At 51.0% G+C, this 16,558-nt stretch carries 14 protein-coding genes; 3 read left to right on the forward strand and 11 right to left on the reverse strand.

All coding sequences use genetic code 11. From position 1 onward, the window contains the following. Window positions 1–29: 29 nt before the first annotated feature. The 5 genes from aroK to pilM form a co-directional block, all read right to left on the reverse strand. On the reverse strand, window positions 30–548 hold the full coding sequence (gene aroK, locus BLP64_RS07650) for a shikimate kinase AroK (protein WP_092593344.1): 519 nt from the start codon (window positions 546–548) through the stop codon (window positions 30–32). Between the two features lie 126 nt (window positions 549–674). Next, window positions 675–2,258 (reverse strand): type IV pilus secretin PilQ, encoded by a 1,584-nt coding sequence (locus BLP64_RS07655; RefSeq protein WP_233340130.1) that lies wholly within the window; start codon window positions 2,256–2,258, stop codon window positions 675–677. A 41-nt stretch (window positions 2,259–2,299) separates the two neighbouring features. Next, entirely contained in the window at window positions 2,300–3,154 is an 855-nt protein-coding gene (locus BLP64_RS07660; RefSeq protein ID WP_092593348.1) for a pilus assembly protein PilP, read from the reverse strand. Then, window positions 3,132–3,626, reverse strand: a complete 495-nt coding sequence (locus BLP64_RS07665; RefSeq protein WP_092593350.1) for a PilN domain-containing protein — start codon at window positions 3,624–3,626, stop codon at window positions 3,132–3,134. The genes BLP64_RS07660 and BLP64_RS07665 overlap by 23 nt, the downstream gene beginning before the upstream one ends. Continuing rightward, window positions 3,613–4,536, reverse strand: a complete 924-nt coding sequence (gene pilM / locus BLP64_RS07670; protein ID WP_092593352.1) for a pilus assembly protein PilM — start codon at window positions 4,534–4,536, stop codon at window positions 3,613–3,615. Before pilM ends, BLP64_RS07665 begins: the two co-directional genes overlap by 14 nt. A 175-nt stretch (window positions 4,537–4,711) precedes the next feature. On the opposite strand from pilM, the gene BLP64_RS07675 reads away from it, so the two are divergent. Then, window positions 4,712–7,174, forward strand: coding sequence for a penicillin-binding protein 1A (locus tag BLP64_RS07675; protein WP_092593354.1), 2,463 nt, complete (start codon window positions 4,712–4,714; stop codon window positions 7,172–7,174). On the opposite strand, the gene metL is transcribed toward BLP64_RS07675, so the two are convergent. Continuing rightward, window positions 7,171–9,621: a bifunctional aspartate kinase/homoserine dehydrogenase II gene (metL, locus tag BLP64_RS07680; RefSeq protein ID WP_092593356.1), complete on the reverse strand. Its 2,451-nt coding sequence runs from the start codon at window positions 9,619–9,621 to the stop codon at window positions 7,171–7,173. The genes BLP64_RS07675 and metL overlap by 4 nt on opposite strands. 205 nt (window positions 9,622–9,826) lie before the next feature. Here metL and metJ point away from each other — a divergent pair, with 205 nt between their 5' ends. Further along, the gene (gene metJ / locus BLP64_RS07685; protein WP_092593358.1) at window positions 9,827–10,159 is read left to right on the forward strand and encodes a met regulon transcriptional regulator MetJ; all 333 of its coding nucleotides are present in this window, start codon (window positions 9,827–9,829) and stop codon (window positions 10,157–10,159) included. A 26-nt stretch (window positions 10,160–10,185) separates the two neighbouring features. Here metJ and argH read toward each other — a convergent pair whose 3' ends face one another. From argH to argC, 5 genes are read right to left on the reverse strand one after another with little or no spacing between them, the layout of a single operon-like run. Continuing rightward, window positions 10,186–12,027, reverse strand: a complete 1,842-nt coding sequence (gene argH, locus BLP64_RS07690; protein ID WP_092593360.1) for an argininosuccinate lyase — start codon at window positions 12,025–12,027, stop codon at window positions 10,186–10,188. 3 nt (window positions 12,028–12,030) lie between these two features. Then, window positions 12,031–13,263, reverse strand: a complete 1,233-nt coding sequence (locus BLP64_RS07695) for an argininosuccinate synthase (protein WP_092593362.1) — start codon at window positions 13,261–13,263, stop codon at window positions 12,031–12,033. Then, the gene (argF, locus tag BLP64_RS07700; RefSeq protein WP_092593364.1) at window positions 13,260–14,174 is read right to left on the reverse strand and encodes an ornithine carbamoyltransferase; all 915 of its coding nucleotides are present in this window, start codon (window positions 14,172–14,174) and stop codon (window positions 13,260–13,262) included. The genes BLP64_RS07695 and argF overlap by 4 nt, the downstream gene beginning before the upstream one ends. A 45-nt stretch (window positions 14,175–14,219) precedes the next feature. Beyond that, window positions 14,220–14,987, reverse strand: a complete 768-nt coding sequence (argB, locus tag BLP64_RS07705; protein WP_092593366.1) for an acetylglutamate kinase — start codon at window positions 14,985–14,987, stop codon at window positions 14,220–14,222. After that, a complete protein-coding gene (gene argC, locus BLP64_RS07710; protein ID WP_092593368.1) occupies window positions 14,984–16,003 on the reverse strand; it encodes an N-acetyl-gamma-glutamyl-phosphate reductase in 1,020 nt (339 codons plus the stop codon). The genes argB and argC overlap by 4 nt, the downstream gene beginning before the upstream one ends. Window positions 16,004–16,288: 285 nt before the next feature. Here argC and rpmE point away from each other — a divergent pair, with 285 nt between their 5' ends. After that, complete coding sequence (gene rpmE, locus BLP64_RS07715) at window positions 16,289–16,504, forward strand: 50S ribosomal protein L31 (RefSeq protein WP_092593370.1); 216 nt, start codon at window positions 16,289–16,291, stop codon at window positions 16,502–16,504. The last annotated feature ends 54 nt before the right edge of the window (window positions 16,505–16,558 follow it).

A 16,558-nucleotide genomic window follows, 5' to 3' on the forward strand; every position in this document is an offset into this window, starting at 1 on the left:
TCCCCAAGCAGTGACTATTGTGAATCGTTTTACCGATCTACCTGTTCAATAATCTGATCAATCACCACTTTGGTGCTTTGATCATCAGTACGGATAATAATATCAGCAATTTCTTCATAGAGGGGATTGCGTATTGCTGCGAGATTTTCCAATACCGCGCGGGGGTCATCTGCGTCAGCAATTAATGGACGACGCTTATCACGCTGGGTCCGTGCCAACTGCTTTTCGATGGTGGTTTGTAAATACACCACCACGCCCCGTGCAGAGAGACGATTACGGCTCTCTTTGCTCATGATTGAGCCGCCCCCAGTTGCAAGTACAATACCAGTGTTTTCGGTTAGCTCCTCGATAACCTTTTCTTCGCGTGTGCGAAAACCTTCCTCGCCTTCGAGCTCAAAGACCCAAGCAATATCCGCGCCGGTACGGCGTTCAATTTCTTGGTCAGAGTCAAAAAATTCGAGGTGGAGTTGGCGGGCTAATTGACGCCCGATAGTGCTTTTGCCGGCCCCCATAGGACCTATTAAGAAAATGTTACGTTTTTCAGCCATAATTGATGTGTTACTTCACTTGATATAACTTGCTGTGCCTCACGAAACTCGGAGTGTCTCAAGACCTTCCTTTACCCAATTAAAAAGATGCGGGATTATCGCAAGACATGCCCCTATTAGCAAGGTTTAAGGGTCGTTGCTTACAATTCTCGGGGTCACGAAGATCAGCAGCTCTCGTTTTTCGGCAACTTTAACGTCATTACGGAATAGCACCCCGACATAAGGAATGTCACCCAGCCCCGGAACCTTGGCAATATCATTCAATATTTGTTGCTGATAAATTCCTCCTAGAACAATGGTTTCCCCATTTTCGACCAATACTTGGGTATTAATTTCTTGGGTGTCGATAGAAACTGCGGGGCCGGTGGGCGTGGTAACCGTTTCACCGCGAGTGTTTTGCGTAATAACTAAGTCGAGAATAATCCGATTGTCGGGAGTGATTTGTGGCGTTACGGTCAGTCCTAGCACTGCTTTTTTGAATTGGACCGAGGTTGCGCCCAACGAACCACTTTCAACGTAGGGAATTTCGGTACCTTGTTCAATGTAAGCTTGCTTCTGATTGGCTGTGGTGATTCTTGGGTTGGCAATAATTTCCCCTTTATTTTCACGTTCGAGAGCACTTAATTCTAAACTCAACAACCGATCGTCAATAAAGCGCGCTACTTGTAACCCTAGGGTTGCCGCAGGTGTGGCCACGGGCAAATTCAGTGTGAAGTCTCCACTCACCCGCCGGGTCGAGTCGCCGTTGGCGTCACTCAGCCCCCATTGAATTCCTAATTCATCACTGATGTTGTCACGTACAGTCACCATGTGGGCTTCAATAATCACTTGTTTAATGGGAATGTCGAGTACGGCCACTAACTCTTTTGCGGCAGCCAAATGATGGGGAGTGTCACGGATTAACAAGGTGTTTGTACGCTGATCAATCGCGACAGTACCGCGGCTTGACAGCATATCTGAACGTTCAGTTCGTAAAATCTGGGCCAATTCTTCGGCTTTGGCATAGTTGATTTGAATGTAATCACTCACCAGTGGGCTCAATTCCAGTTTGTGATGTTGCCGTGCCAGTTCGTCAGCTTCAAGTTGTGCCATTTCCGCTGCGGGCGCAATGACTAGAATGTTGTGGTCGAGGCGCTTGGCCAGCCCTTGCACCTGCAGAATGGTGTTGAGTGCAAGGTCCCAAGGGACGTCGTCTAAACGTAGCGATATATGTCCTTGCACACTGTCACTCGCAACTAAGTTGAGTTGTCGCTCATCAGCGAGTAGCTGAAGGAGTTCCCGAACCGGAATGGTTTGGAAATTAAACGAAACCAGTGACTCAGCAAGGGTGGGTAACGGGGTTTCCTCAGGGGGCGGTGGGGAGGTTTCGTCAGCAGAAAACTCCATTTGTAGAAGCTCGCCATAGCGCTGGAAGTGGGCCTGAGTGGCCCGTGTGGTCTGCACACGCAGTAAGGTTCCAGAGTGCTGTTGCTGCCATTCAATATGAGCTAACAGCGGGTGAGAAGGAAGGGTCGAGGAAGGCACCGGTAATGCTTCGGTCGATGGTAACAAAAACTCATGCAGTACACTCGCCTGCTGCCCCGGATGAATGTGAAAGCGAATGGGGTGGGCAAAATGTGCTTGCACGCGGACAATGTGGTCAGGGCTCGGTGCCAAATGATATTGCAGCAGCCGATTGGTGGGCAGCAAAGCGGCATGGCTGGTTGTCATAAATAGCAGCATGAGGCAGAGATTACACACCAAGGTTTTCATTAAGTTTTTTCTCCAGTGATGGGCGTCAGTGGTAGGTGAAGCTCACGACTGCTCCAACAGTTGGGGGTGGTTTCAATCCATTCACGTAAGCGCAATTCTTGGGCGGTAATACGAACCACTTCGGCATGCGCAACGAATTGCCCTCGCTGCAGGGTGAATAATTGCCCGTGTGTTGTGGTCACCACGGCGGTTGGTGGCTCCTGGTGAGATTGCCAGTGGCCGACAAATTGAATGGGCCAAGGTGCCAACGATGATGCCAATGCTGGCAGGGAAGGAAAATTTGGTTCTTGGCACGGCGTGGACGGCAATGAGGCTGCCAGCGAGGAGAGCTCTCGAAAGGGATCGGCATTGGCTGCGATGGTCGGTATTACAAAGGGGGAATCCAACGCGTGCTGAGTCGCTTCAAAGTGAGCGATCAGGCGCAATTGCAATTGGTTTTCTCGTGCAGAAATTTGCAGCGAAGTCAGTCGCATGGCAGGCAGTCGCTCCGCAAGTTCGGTGGTGAATTGTTGCAACGACAGATAGCTTCCCTCCAGTTCCAATCGTACTGTTCGTTGATTTGCCGGTGCCGGTAACCATTCAAATTGCCGCAAGATGACGGCGGGAGCAACCGCTAACTCACTGACGGTATCAACAATGAATTCAGTGGTGGGTAGGGTGAACGTTGTCTGTGGTTGGGGCGGCTGTTCCGTTAGCAATGCCGGCGTGGGTGTCACGGTTGTTATGCGGGTCGTTCCCTGCCAATACACAGTGGCCCCCAGTACCGTCACGGTTAGCATGAGGTAAACCAAGAGACGCCATGGCCACGGCCACCACGGGAAATCGCGTACATCAAGCTGGGTGATGGAGGTCATGGGGGAGGAATCCATGGCTAATTGTTGCATGTACGGTGAAGGTGTACGGGGTAATTGCGGTTGCGGTGGTGTGGGTTAACTGGTGTAGCTGGGCCTGCTCTATCCACGGAACCGTTTGCAGCTGTTGCAGAAAATTCACTACCGACTGGTGGCTGTTGGCGACCCCGTCAATGGTTAATTGCGGATGTTGATAATCGATATGATTCAGTTGGGTGTGAGTGCCTACCAACTCCGGCAGCATTTGTAATAAAGCCACAGCATACGTAGGGGATGGTGTAGCGAGTGACACTGTTGCAGCGGGCTCCATGGACACTGGGTGAGGCTGGGCAAAAGCGACATGCCACCCCTGCACAATGACCAAATAGCTGAGCATCAGTGCCCCCCCAATTGCAGCTGCGGCATGAACCAAGCACTGCCGATATGCTTGCCGCCGTTGTTGAGCTCGCCATGGCAGTAAGTTAATGGGTCGCATCAGCTAGCTCCCGAATGGCCAAGCCGAAGGCCTCAACAAAGTCAGCGCCTTGGGGAACGAAAGGTTGCAGTGCTGGCGCTATCGGTAGCAGTTGCAATGGGTTCACCGCATAGTATTCCTTGGCGCCAAATACCGACTGGAGCGCCTCTTTTGATGCGCCACGCTGAATGACCAAGACGCCGCCATCATCGGCTTGAGCAATGCTTTGCAGCAGGCCCGCTGGGAATTCGCTGGTTGCTGCATGATGCTGGTGTTGGCCGCTATCGAGTAGGGTTTTACCTTGAATGCGCCACCAACGTAGGGTGGCGGGAGTCGCGTCAAGAATCAGCAGTTGCGGCATTGAATGTTGCCATTGGGGTTGTATTCTGGGTGCGAGGAACGCGCAAGCGCGAATCATCGCATGTTGGTCAAGCTCGATGGCATGCAGTCGATAACCTGCTTGCGTTAACCCCTGCAGGCGAGGTTCAACCACTGCGGCGGGTGCCGCGGTTAATTCGGCCCAGTGCGGTTGAGAGCTTCCTAATGGGGGCTGAATGGGCTGAAAATCAAGATAAAAGTCGCCCAGTGGGGCCCCTAGTAATATAGGGGCGTCACGTTCGAGCTGAGCCATAATACCGTCATCATCGGCGGGTGTTAAACAAGCGAAACGCTTGTGCTGTACCGTGGTGGAAGCAAGGGCTAATGTCGCATGGTAGCGGCCCCGAGGGCGCTGTAGCCGCCGCACTGTTGTACTGAATTGTGAGGCATGAAGAATATCGCCCTGCCATAATGAGGAGGGAAGCTCACAGGCTGCCGCCCCAACAATTCGAAGGCCTGCGGCAGCGTGAATGCATGCCACCCAACAAAACTGGGTGGGACTGATGGTAATTCCCACCCCCATTGGTCGGCGTCGTGTGAGCAAGCGTTCCATGCTGCTTTCCTCTCCTTTCCTGGTGAATGGCCTTGGCTAATAAGTAAGCATTATGCAAAGCCCCTGGCTGAGCTTGAAATAAACGTTACGTTTCCGAACGTAAGTTTCTATAATAAGTTTCATTCGTGTGCAAATTGGCTATTTGAACAAGACGGATTAAGAAAGGGGATTTTCGTTGAAAATTTTAAAGTGGGTGCTAGGTGTTACTGTCGCCTTGTTGGTGGTTGGTTCAGTGACAGTTGTAGGGCTCTATTACTACTGGAAGGACGACTTACCGAGCGTTGCGGAGCTACGCGAAGTACGTTTGCAGACACCGATGCAGGTATATTCGGCGGATGGTGAGTTGATTGCACAGTTTGGTGAAATTCGGCGAATACCGCTTAAATTAGAAGAGATTCCGCAGCCGCTTATCAACGCTTTCTTAGCAACCGAAGATCAACGTTTTTATCATCATTTTGGCATTGATCCGATTGGGGTCGGCCGTGCCTTTTTCTTATTAATTGCCACCGGTGAAATCCAAGGGGGCGGGAGTACAATTACCCAGCAGCTGGCGCGGAACGTTTACCTGAGCTTTGAGCAAACTTGGACACGTAAAATCAAAGAAGCCTTTATTGCGCTGCGAATGGAACGAGAGTTGACCAAGGATGAAATTCTAGAGCTTTACTTGAATAAAATTGCCTTTGGCCAACGGGCGCACGGTGTGGGTGCTGCCGCTCAAGTGTACTACGGTAAGGATATCCAGGACTTAAGCTTGGCGCAGATGGCGATGATTGCAGGATTACCCAAAGCGCCATCGACCATGAACCCAATCACCAACCCAGAACGTGCTCGGGAACGTCGGGCGGTGGTGTTAGGCCGGATGTTCGCTGAAAATGTGATTAACGAGCGCGAATATCGTGATGCCTTAGCGGAGCCAATTGAAACTCGCCTGCATGGTGCTGAAGTAACCATGCAAGCGCCTTATTTGGCAGAAATGGTACGGGCCGAAGTGGTGGCCCGTTATGGTGAAGACTTCGCTTACAACTCTGGCTTGAAAGTGTACACCACGGTGAGCGGAAAACAGCAACGCGCGGCGCAGAAAGCGGTTCAAGAAAACTTGCATCAATATGATGAGCGCCACGGTTACCGAGGTGCAGAGGCCGTGCTGTGGCAACCTAATGAAACCCCTTGGCCCATGGACCAAATCATTGATTATCTTGGTCAACAAAGCAGTATTGGCATGACGGTCCCGGCAGTGGTGATGCGTGTTACCGAACAGACCGCGGTGGTATTAACTGCCAGTGGCCAACCTCATGAAATACCATGGGAAGGCTTAGCTTGGGCGCGGGCGTACATGCATGCCGATCGGCAAGGTCCGGCACCAAAAGTGGCGGGTGATGTGGTGCAAGCGGGGCAACTGGTGCGTATTCGCACAACCGAGAATGGGCTGCGGTTAGCACAGATTCCAGAACCCAGTGCGGCGGTCATTGCCTTGCGTCCACACGATGGCAGCATGGCGGCTGTAGTGGGGGGTTATAGCTTTGCGATTAGCCAATATAACCGTGCAATTCAGGCGAAACGTCAATCGGGTTCAAATATTAAGCCATTTATTTATTCTGCCGCTTTAGAGAATGGTTTCACCTTGGCAACCTTGGTGAATGATGCCCCGATTAACCAATGGAACCCTGGCAGTGGTATTGCTTGGCGCCCGCGAAACTCCCCAGATGTGTATGAAGGGCCCATTCGAGTACGCCAAGGACTGGCCAAATCGAAAAACGTTGTGTCGGTACGATTGTTGCGTGCCATTGGCATTGATACCACCGTTGATTACTTAACTCGGTTCGGTTTTAACATCGATGAGTTACCCCGTAATGAGTCATTATCGTTAGGGTCCGCCTCCATGACGCCGCTGGAAGTTGCGCGTGGTTATGCCGTGTTTGCAAACGGTGGCTATTTGATTGACCCGTACTTTATTGATCGCGTGGTTGATGACAATGACCAAGTGATTTATCAAGCCCAGCCTGCTGTCGCTTGTGTGCCTTGTGAAGATGGGACACGCGAAGTGGTGCAGGCACCGCAAGTGATTACGGAGCAAAATGCGTACCTGATCACTGAAGCGTTGAATTCAGCCGTGTGGGGCGGTGGCAGTTGGCAGCACCGTACGGGGTGGAACGGGACTGCTTGGCGTATTCAACGTTCCAAGCAGATTATTGATTTGGCGGGGCGTAATATTGTTGGCAAAACCGGAACCACCAATGACATCAAAGATGCTTGGTTCTCGGGGTATGTCAGCGGGTTGGTGAGTACTACCTGGATTGGTTTCGATAACTTGGAGCGCGCTTTGGGCAGCACCACGTTCAATGAAAATCTGCCGCGTGAAGAGCAGCCCATTACGGGTGCTGAAGGTGGCGCTAAAACGGCGCTGCCAATGTGGATAGATTTTATGGCGGTGGCACTTGAAGAAGCAACGATTGAGCCTTTTCAAGTACCCCCGGGGTTAGTGATGGCACGGATTGATTTGGAAACCGGTAAGCTAAGCCGTAACAATGATCACACGTCACGGTTTGAATACTTCTTGCCGGGGACAGCGCCAACAGAATACGTTGACTCCAAGCCATCTAATCGCAATATCTTTAGCGACGACGATTCAATCTTCTAACCTTTGTGCCGGTTGCTGAGGTGACTCAGCAACTGGTTCAAGTCCGATTGAACACCACCTGCGGTAACTTCCTTGCCAGCACCAGGGCCACTAATGACCAGTGGCATTTCATGATACCAATCGGTGTAAATCACGAAAATGTTTTCCCCTGGAATCAGATTCGCCAACATGTCGCCAGCCGGAATAAATTCAATCCCAACACGGGCTTCTACACTGTCATCGGGTTGCACCGCAAAGCTAGCCAATAAGCGAGGTACTTTGCCTTGCTGTTGTGCTTCCAGATAAAGTTGCTGCATTGGTTCATCCAGTTCCGGCAAGCGTTGCATGAATTCCTCGTAAGAAATTCCGCGCAATTGTTCCGGCAGCAGGCTTTCGACCTGAATATCTTGCCAATCCAGCGTGAGGCCGATTTCTCGGGCAAGAATCAGCAGTTTGCGAATAATATCCTGACCGGTTAAATCCGCCCGTGGATCAGGTTCGGTTAAGCCCCGTTGTTTGGCTTCACGGACCAAATCACTGAACTTCACCTCTTCGTTAAAGTTCTCAAACAACCAACTCATGGTGCCTGAAAAAATTCCCGAAATACTGCGAATGGTGTCACCGGAATTAATAAGGTCGTTAATGGTGTAATTTAACGGTAAGCCCGCGCCAACGGTGGTGTTGTAATACCACTCCCGCTCGTATTCGCGCTGAATCGTCCGAATTTCGTGGTACTGAGACTCCCGTGACGCCCCAGCGCGCTTATTGGCGCTAATAATATGCACGCCGTTCGCAAAGAAGCTGGGGTACAGTTGGGCGACTTCTGCGGAGTCGGTGAGATCCAGCATAACCAGCTCGTCACACCCAGCATTTGGCAACTCAGGAATGAGTTGACTGAGTTCATAAGGGCGAGCAAAGGTATCAAAGCTTGCCTCCCAGTCATCCAATTCTAAACCGTGATAATCCAACCACATGCGCGTGGAGTTTAAAATGCCGAGAATGCGCACGTCCATTTGTTCGTTAATACGCTCTTGCAAGCGACGATACAAGGCCAGCCAAGCACTCCCAATGTTGCCACGGCCAACCACCAATACGCCTAAGCTGCGACGATAATTAAACAGCTGACTATGGAGTCGGTTCAGTAAACGGTTGTCGAGCTTTTGCTCAAGAATCGCAATCACTGCGTTGTTATCGGGTGAAAACGCCAAACGACGCAGGTTCTGTGCGCTTAATTCTGTTTTAAAGGTGCTGTATTGGGTGGTTTCTTGAATTCGATTCCCCACCAAGGCAATCATGGAATAGCCTTGCATTTGCACGACTTGATCGGTTTTATCGACCTGCTCCAACCAGCGCTCCAAATACTCCAAATGGTTTTGGTGGTAGGCGTAGTAAGCGTGGTGTTGAGCAATTTCGTTCCAACTGATAAGTGGCACCAGTTCGAGCTCTTCAAACTGCTGCACTAGCTGGGCATCACTTAAATTAATGCGGAACAACACCACATCTGCGAGTGAAGTAAGCACCTTGCCTTTGGGCTCGGTGTCATCGTATTGACCAATGCGCGTTTGCTGATTTTCCACTTTCAGGCTGGAGCGCACCGCAATGACCATGCGTTCGCGATTCACCGGCTGGAAGGTCCGGGGGTGTAGTACTGGGCTGCCTAAGCGGGCCAATTCTTCGGCCTCATGCCAATCGAGCAGCGGCAAGCTGACCACTCGCTCAACTTTGCGTGGGTCGGCAGAATACACACCGGCAACATCTTTCCAGATTGTCACTTGCTTGGCATCAACTAAGCTGCCGATCAACGTGGCGGAGTAGTCACTTCCGTTACGGCCTAAAATCAATGAGCGTCCGGTTGGGTCGGAGCAAATAAAGCCGGTGACAATAAAGCGGGTACCAGGATGAGGGGCAATCCGGTTTAATAAACCAGCCCGCGATACCGGCACTCGAATATGGGGTTCTGGGGCATCATCGGCAATCAGAAAATCGCGCGCATCAATGGCAGCTGCTTGAATCCCTTGTTGTTGCAACAAGGCGGCCAATAAACGCGCACTCCACAGCTCGCCATAAGAAAGCAGCTCAGGGCGGTGAGTAATGACTTCGTCCCCGCGTAACCAACCCCACCACCGCGCAAAATCGTGCGACGATTGCGCTAATAGTTGCTCTTGCAGATCACCGTTTAGTAGTTCGGTAATAAGACCCTGTTGGTACTTTTGTAACTGTCGGAGCAGCACTTCAGCAATGCCGAGATCATCCGCTTGCGCATCGATGATGGCTAGAATCCGGTTGGTGGTATCGCCGGCAGCAGACACCACGACTAAATCGCTGGCGCCGGCATATTCCGTCACGATACGTGCAACACGGCGGTAGCAGTACGCATCAGCCAAGCTGCTGCCACCAAATTTATGAACTTGCACCGTATCGGCAACTGCTTGAATTTGTTCGGGGGTGACTTGAACCTCAACCGTCATGATGCGTCTGCGTTCTCCTGCGAGATGATTCGGTAAAATAGGGTTGATTATACGGTGCCTTAATAGCGTGTTAAAGCTTCATAAAGCAAAGGTTAGCATAAAAAGCCGTATAGACCCCTATGCGTATAAAGTTGACTGAATTAAATTCGCCAGTACAATTCAATACATTACGTAAGGTCTTTGGGATCTTTCTATTAAGGAGTACATGATGGAATGGAACGGAGAGTACATTTATCCGTATGTTGAACATGGGAAAAAAAGTGAGCACGTTAAGAAAATAACCGTCTCAATTCCTACACGTGTCCTCAAAGTGTTAACCGACGAGCGTACTCGGCGGCAAGTAAAAAATTTGCGCCATGCCACCAATAGTGAGTTGTTGTGCGAAGCATTCCTGCACGCATTCACGGGGCAACCGTTGCCAACCGATGATGATTTACGCAAAGATAATCCTCATCAAGTGCCGGCTGCGGTTCGTGAAGAGCTGACCCGTCGAGGGTTGCCTATCCCTGAATGTTGCAGCGAAGACCCCCTCGAATAATCAGCTGATTGCTGTAGCCATTCAGGCTACAGCAAGTACTCCAACGCCGTTTCGTCACAATTGTCTTTGCGCGGACACAAATCACAATCTTTCATGACCTTTTCTGGGAGTTTTTCTTTCAGCGTTAAACGAAAGTTTAACCGGCCGAAAAACTCAGGCACTCGTGTTAGGACGATGGTGCGAGAAATTCCTAACTCACGTGCTTTCCACAATAAGAATGCAACCAATTCAGCGCCTAACCCTTTGCCTTGAGCGCTCGGGAAGATGCCTAAGCTACGGATTTCCGCAAGGCCAGTGGTGTATACATAAAGTGCGGCACACCCCACCACCTCATCATCAATTTCTGCCACTGCAAAGCTTTGAATGGCTTGCAGCACATCGGCTTTATCACGCGGCAAGTTTTCACCTTGCTCGGCCCAATAGGCAATTAACTCACAAATTTTGTCAACGTCACTTAAGCGAGCTTGGCGTACATGATTGCTTGCTGCTTCCGCGGCTTGTAACCAGTCTTGAGCCTTTTTAATGGCCATTTTTACGGCGCCAGGTGCGGTCCCACCGTACGCTTTGCGCTGTTGTAAGCCGTAGTTCAAATCAAGCGTTGCGTACACATCCTGATCGATACGGTCACAGATTTGCTGAAACTCGGCCAGACTTAACTGTTCCAAAGCAAGGTTCTGTTGCTGGGCATACACCACCAGCTCCCCAGTGAGGTGATGCGCATCGCGGAATGGAATTCCTTTACTCACCATGTAATCTGCCAGCTCCGTCGCGTTGCTGTAGCCAAGCGCTGCCTGACGCGCGGCATGGTCACGGTTCACGGACAATTCAGGTAAGGCAAATGCGAGCATTTGCAAGCATTGCGCATAGGTGTGCAATGCATCAAACAACCCTTCTTTATCTTCTTGCATGTCCTTGTTGTAGGCTAAAGGCAAGCCTTTCAAAGTCATCTGCATGGCATGCTGATGGCCGACCACACGCCCGGTTTTACCCCGTAATAGTTCAAACAAATCAGGGTTTTTCTTTTGCGGCATGAGGGATGAACCACTGCTAATGCGGTCGCTCATGCTAAAGCAGCCTGATTCTCCGGAGCAGTAGAAAATAACATCTTCAGCAATGCGTGAAAGGTGAATCATTCCAGTGCTTGCGGCGTGGAGTAAATCCAACACAAAATCCCGATCGGATACGCCATCCAAGCTGTTGTCACAAGCATGGCGGAACCCAAGTTCGTGGGCGAGTGCTTCGCGATCAATGGCTGCCGTCGTACCCGCCAAGGCACCACTGCCCAGCGGGCTAACATCCATCCGGCGTACAGTTTCACGCAACCGACTGACATCGCGTTGGAGCATGCTGACGTATGCCATGGCCCAATGCCCAGCCACAATAGGTTGTGCACGTTGTAAGTGGGTATAGCCCGGCAACATCGCATCCTGATAGGTCTGCGCAAACTGCAACAGATTCTCAATGGCCGCTAGGTTTGCCGAAATTAACGATTGGGCAAACTGCTTGCAGAACAAACGCAAGTCAGTGGCCACCAAATCGTTACGGCTGCGCCCCGTGTGTAGCTTTTTCGCCGTGTCACCAATGGCTTTGATCAGCTCAGCTTCCACCCAGCTATGGATGTCTTCTGCACCGCTTGCCAGCGGCAACTCGGGTTCCTTGGCCACTTGCTTGGCCAAGGCAGTAAGAGCCTGTTGTAACTGCTGATTTTCATCTGCCGAGATTAGTCCTGCATGCTGTAAGGCACCGGCCCAAGCTTTTGATGCTTGGATATCGAACGGTGCCAGCACGTAGTCGAACCGCAGCGAGTCGTTAAATTGTTTGAATTCAGCAGCGCTCGGCTGGCTGAAACGACCACCCCATAAGCTCATCGCTTACTCCTTGCCTGCACCGTCGTCATCGGCTTGCTGATGCAAAGCACGGATGCGGCTGGCTAAGCTGTAAAGACGAATAAATCCTTCGGCATGCTTTTGATTATAGACTTCGTCTTCATCAAAGGTCGCAAATGCGTTGGAGTACAAGCTGTTCGGTGAACGTTTTTGGGTCACGGTTACTTGGCCCTTGTAGAGCTTCACTACAATGTCACCGCTGAGTGGTTCAGCAATTTTGGTGGCAGCCGCTAACATCACGTCTTTTAACGGCGTGAACCAGCGCCCGTCGTACATTAATTGAGCAAATTCATTCCCTAAGCGAATGCGGTAGTCTTGGGTGGTGCGGTCCAGCACCAAGCTCTCTAGACCCAGCATAGCTGCGCGCAATACTTCGCCTGCAGGAGTTTCATAACAACCGCGTGACTTCATGCCAACCAGACGGTTCTCGACCATATCGAGACGGCCGACACCGTGTGCACCGGCAATTTGGTTCAGGTGCAAAATGGCTTCTACTGGCGCATACGCCTGTCCATCAATGTGCGTTAGCTCGCCTTGTTGGAACGAGAGTTGTAAATATTGTGGTTGATCGGGTGCTTGTTCCGGCGCCACGGTCCAGGTCCAAACCTGTTCGGTTGGCTCGTTCCACGGATCTTCCAACTCGCCGCCTTCGGTCGAAATATGCCAAAGGTTCGCGTCGCGGCTATAAATTTTGGTCACAGACGCACTGCATGGAATGTTGCGTTCTGCTAAGTAAGCTAACAGATCAGGACGTGAACGCATGGTCCATTCACGCCATGGCGCAATCACGGTTAACTCAGGTGCGAGTGCGGCAAAAGCCGACTCAAAACGCACTTGGTCGTTTCCTTTCCCGGTACAGCCGTGCGCAAGGGCATCGGCGCCCACTTTACGAGCAACATCAACTTGCGCTTGCGCAATAATCGGACGTGCTAAGGCGGTCCCTAACAGGTATTGGCCTTCATAAATTGCTCCGGTTTTTAACGTCGGGTAAATCACTTCGCGAGCAAATTTCTCTTTCAAGTCAACGATATGGCAGCTGCTGGCACCGGACGCGATGGCTTTGGCTTCAATGCCTTCCAGCTCTTCGTCGCCTTGACCAACGTCAGCGACAAAGGCGACAACGTCACAGTCGTAGTTTTCTTTTAACCATGGCACGATGGCCGATGTGTCCAAGCCTCCAGAGTAAGCGAGAACGACTTTATTGATTGACTTACTCATGCGTGAGCTCCTTCAAATAGTTTAACTAAAACAGCGTTTTGGGCGTGGAGGCGGTTTTCGGCTTGGAATAGCACCAAACTTTGTGGGCTATCAATCACTTCTGCCGTGACTTCACGACCGCGATAAGCAGGTAAACAATGCATAAAATAGTTTGCATTGAGTTGTTGCATCAGGGCACGATTGACCTGATACGGGGCGAAGTCTTGCATGACCGCGCCTTGATCACGTTCTTGACCCATCGACACCCAAGTATCGGTATAGATCACGTCCGTGGACTGTAACTGATCCAAATCATGGACCAAGGTGATGGAGCCACCAGACTGTTGCGCCAATTGTTGCGCCTGGGCCAGCATGGCGGCATCAGGGGCATACCCTAGCGGAGTCACCACTTGCATGTGCATGCCCGTTTGTGCGGCACCGGCCATTAAAGCTTGGCACACGTTATTGCCATCACCAATATAGGTGAAGTGAATTTGGTCTAAAGCGCCCACTTGCTCTTGCAAAGTCAGCAAATCGGCCAACGCTTGGCATGGATGACAGGTGTCACTCAAAGCGTTGATAACGGGCTTGTCTGATGCAGCAGCTAAGTCAGTGATGGTTTGTTGAGAAAATACGCGTGCGACAATGGCGTCGTGCCATAACGCAAGGTTCGCGCCCACATCACTGGCTGGCTCCCGCTCGCCAATTAAGTTTTGCGCATCTAAATAAATGCTATGCCCGCCCAGGCGGTGAATGCCGGCCGCAAAGCTTGCGCGGGTCCGTAATGACGGCTTTTCAAATAACAAGGCAATGCTTTTGCCCTGTAAAAAAGTGGCCCAAGCCGCAGGGCGTTGCTTAATGGTTTGAGCTAATTGCAGTAGCTCTGTGGTTTGTTGCGGTTGCAACGTCCACATATCAATTAAATCGTTCATTTGGGTTGATCCCTACACGTCAAAACTAAAGATGATTGGCGGCAATTAAAGACGGATGCGGGTTCCGGCTGCTTCACCTCGTGCCAGTCGAGTGAGCGCTTTGGCATCTTGCCAGCCGGCCACCGCGATGCTTCGTCGCGATGCTTGTGCCGCTTGTAGCGCGGCGGTGAGTTTGACTAACATGCCATCACGCACGGTGCCATTGGTCATCAGCGTTTGCGCATGATGCGCATCAATGGTGTCGATGAGTTCACCTTGATGATCGAGAATTCCCGGCACATCGGTGAGCAGAATTAAATCGGCATGTAAGAGTTGGGCAATTGCAGCGGCCGCCAAATCAGCATTGACGTTGAGTCGCTCGCCGTTTGGACCCACTCCAATCGAACTAATAATGGGGAGGAAGTTTTTATCCAATAATAGTTCTAATAAGGTGGCATCCTGGGGGCTAGGCACCCCTACACAACCACGGCTGTGGTCAACTTCACAGGTCACACTATGGCCTGCAGCAAGGGTTAACCCCACTGCATTGAGCTGATGCTGTTGAGCAAGCGCCACTAGTTGGCTATTAATATCACCCGCCAACACACCGGTGACCATCGGAATATGCTCCGCTAGGGTGATGCGTTGACCATCCACCTTTTCGCTGGTGAAGCCCAGTTGATTTAATAAGCTTTGTACTTGGTCACCCCCCCCATGCACCAGCACTAAGGCCCGCAGCCGTGCCAGTTGCTCAATGGTGGTGAGCAATTGATGAAGGTGATCCGCGTTTTGCAGAACGCGACCGCCTACTTTAATGACTAAAGGGCTGCTCATACTACTCCCCCGCGCTGGGTTAACCCAGTGTCACTGGCAAGGCCATAGTATTGGTTGGCAAGCTGCACTGCTTGGGCAGCAGCCCCTTTGAGTAAATTATCGATGGCAGCACAGACAATCAGATGTTGTTGCGCCACGACCGGGTAAATATCACAGTAGGCCGTGCCGACAACGTCATTCACCGCTGGTGGTTGCTGCCGTAATCTAACTAACGGCTGCTTGGTATAAGCTTGTTGATAGGCCGCCTGCACGTCATCCATGCTCACCCCAGCTTTTAACGGAGCATGAATGGTGGCCAATATACCCCGTTTAAAATTCCCTAAATGAGGCACAAAGATCACGTCACGACCTAAGGCCTGAGCAATTTCAGGTTGATGACGATGGCTCGCAACGCCGTAGGCAACCAAGCTGACTTCACAAAAGCTGGTATGGGCAGCGGCTTTACGGCCGGCGCCTGAAACCCCACTGACGGCGTTGATCACTGGGGTACCGGCGAGCAATGGCAGCACTGGCTTTAACGCCAAATTTGCGACGGTTGGATAGCAGCCAGGCACCGCGATTAACGATTCAGTCCCGCTGAGAGTTGTCCATTCTGCTAAGCCATATGGAATCTGTTGTGGCAACGCACCTGAGCGACGAAAGCCATAAACGCGTTCGTGTTCTTCGGCATCGTGCAGACGAAAAGCACCGGACAGATCAAAAACCACTAAACCCGCAGCAATTAATTGCGGGGCAAGTTCTGCACTGGCTTCATGGGGGAGTGCTAAAAATACGACGCGCACTTGCTGTGCCAATTCGCTTAGTAATTCGGTGTGCCATGGTTGCACGTTCAGCTCCAGTTGCCCGGCTAACGTAGGGTACAACTGAGCCAGTGACGAGCTATCGCCACGCGCACCTGAAGAGAACGCATAGTCCAGCGAAAAATATGGATGGTTATGCAGCAGCCAACAAAGTTCTACGCCGCTGTACCCACTGGCGCCAAAAACTGCACAGGGGATTGATTGTTCATGCTTCACTTGTTAAACCCATGTCACCGAAAAAGGGAGCAAATAGGCGCGCATTTTATAGAATAAAAATGCACGAAACAAGAATAATAATTCTCTTTACATGAATTTTTATTTTGTAAAGAACAAAGAATCCTCAAGCGGTCGTTAAGGATTGCTTGATCTTGGTTTGCGGGCTGTTTATAATTCGCGCCCTAATTTGCCGCGTTGATGAATAAAGCAGCGCTTGTTTAACACAATAATTTGCATGGTATCCGGCATTGGATCGGATGGCGATGCAGCCTAACGAGGTAACCCATGAAATCAGGTATCCATCCAGAATATACCGAGATGAAAGTCTCTTGCTCTTGCGGTCACTCATTTGTGACTAAATCAACTCGCGGCGGCGAGCTGCATTTGGACGTTTGTTCAGAATGCCATCCATTCTACACTGGTAAACAGCGTGTGATGGACACCGGTGGTCGTATTGAGAAATTCAATAAGCGTTTCAGCGTGTTGGGCGGCAAGAAGTAAGTTCTTCTTAAAGCACCAAAGCATCTGCTTATTCCCACAAGGCAGCCTCGGCTG

It is taken from the genome of Pseudidiomarina indica (assembly GCF_900104245.1).
In the GTDB taxonomy this organism is placed as follows: Bacteria; Pseudomonadota; Gammaproteobacteria; order Enterobacterales; family Alteromonadaceae; genus Pseudidiomarina; species Pseudidiomarina indica.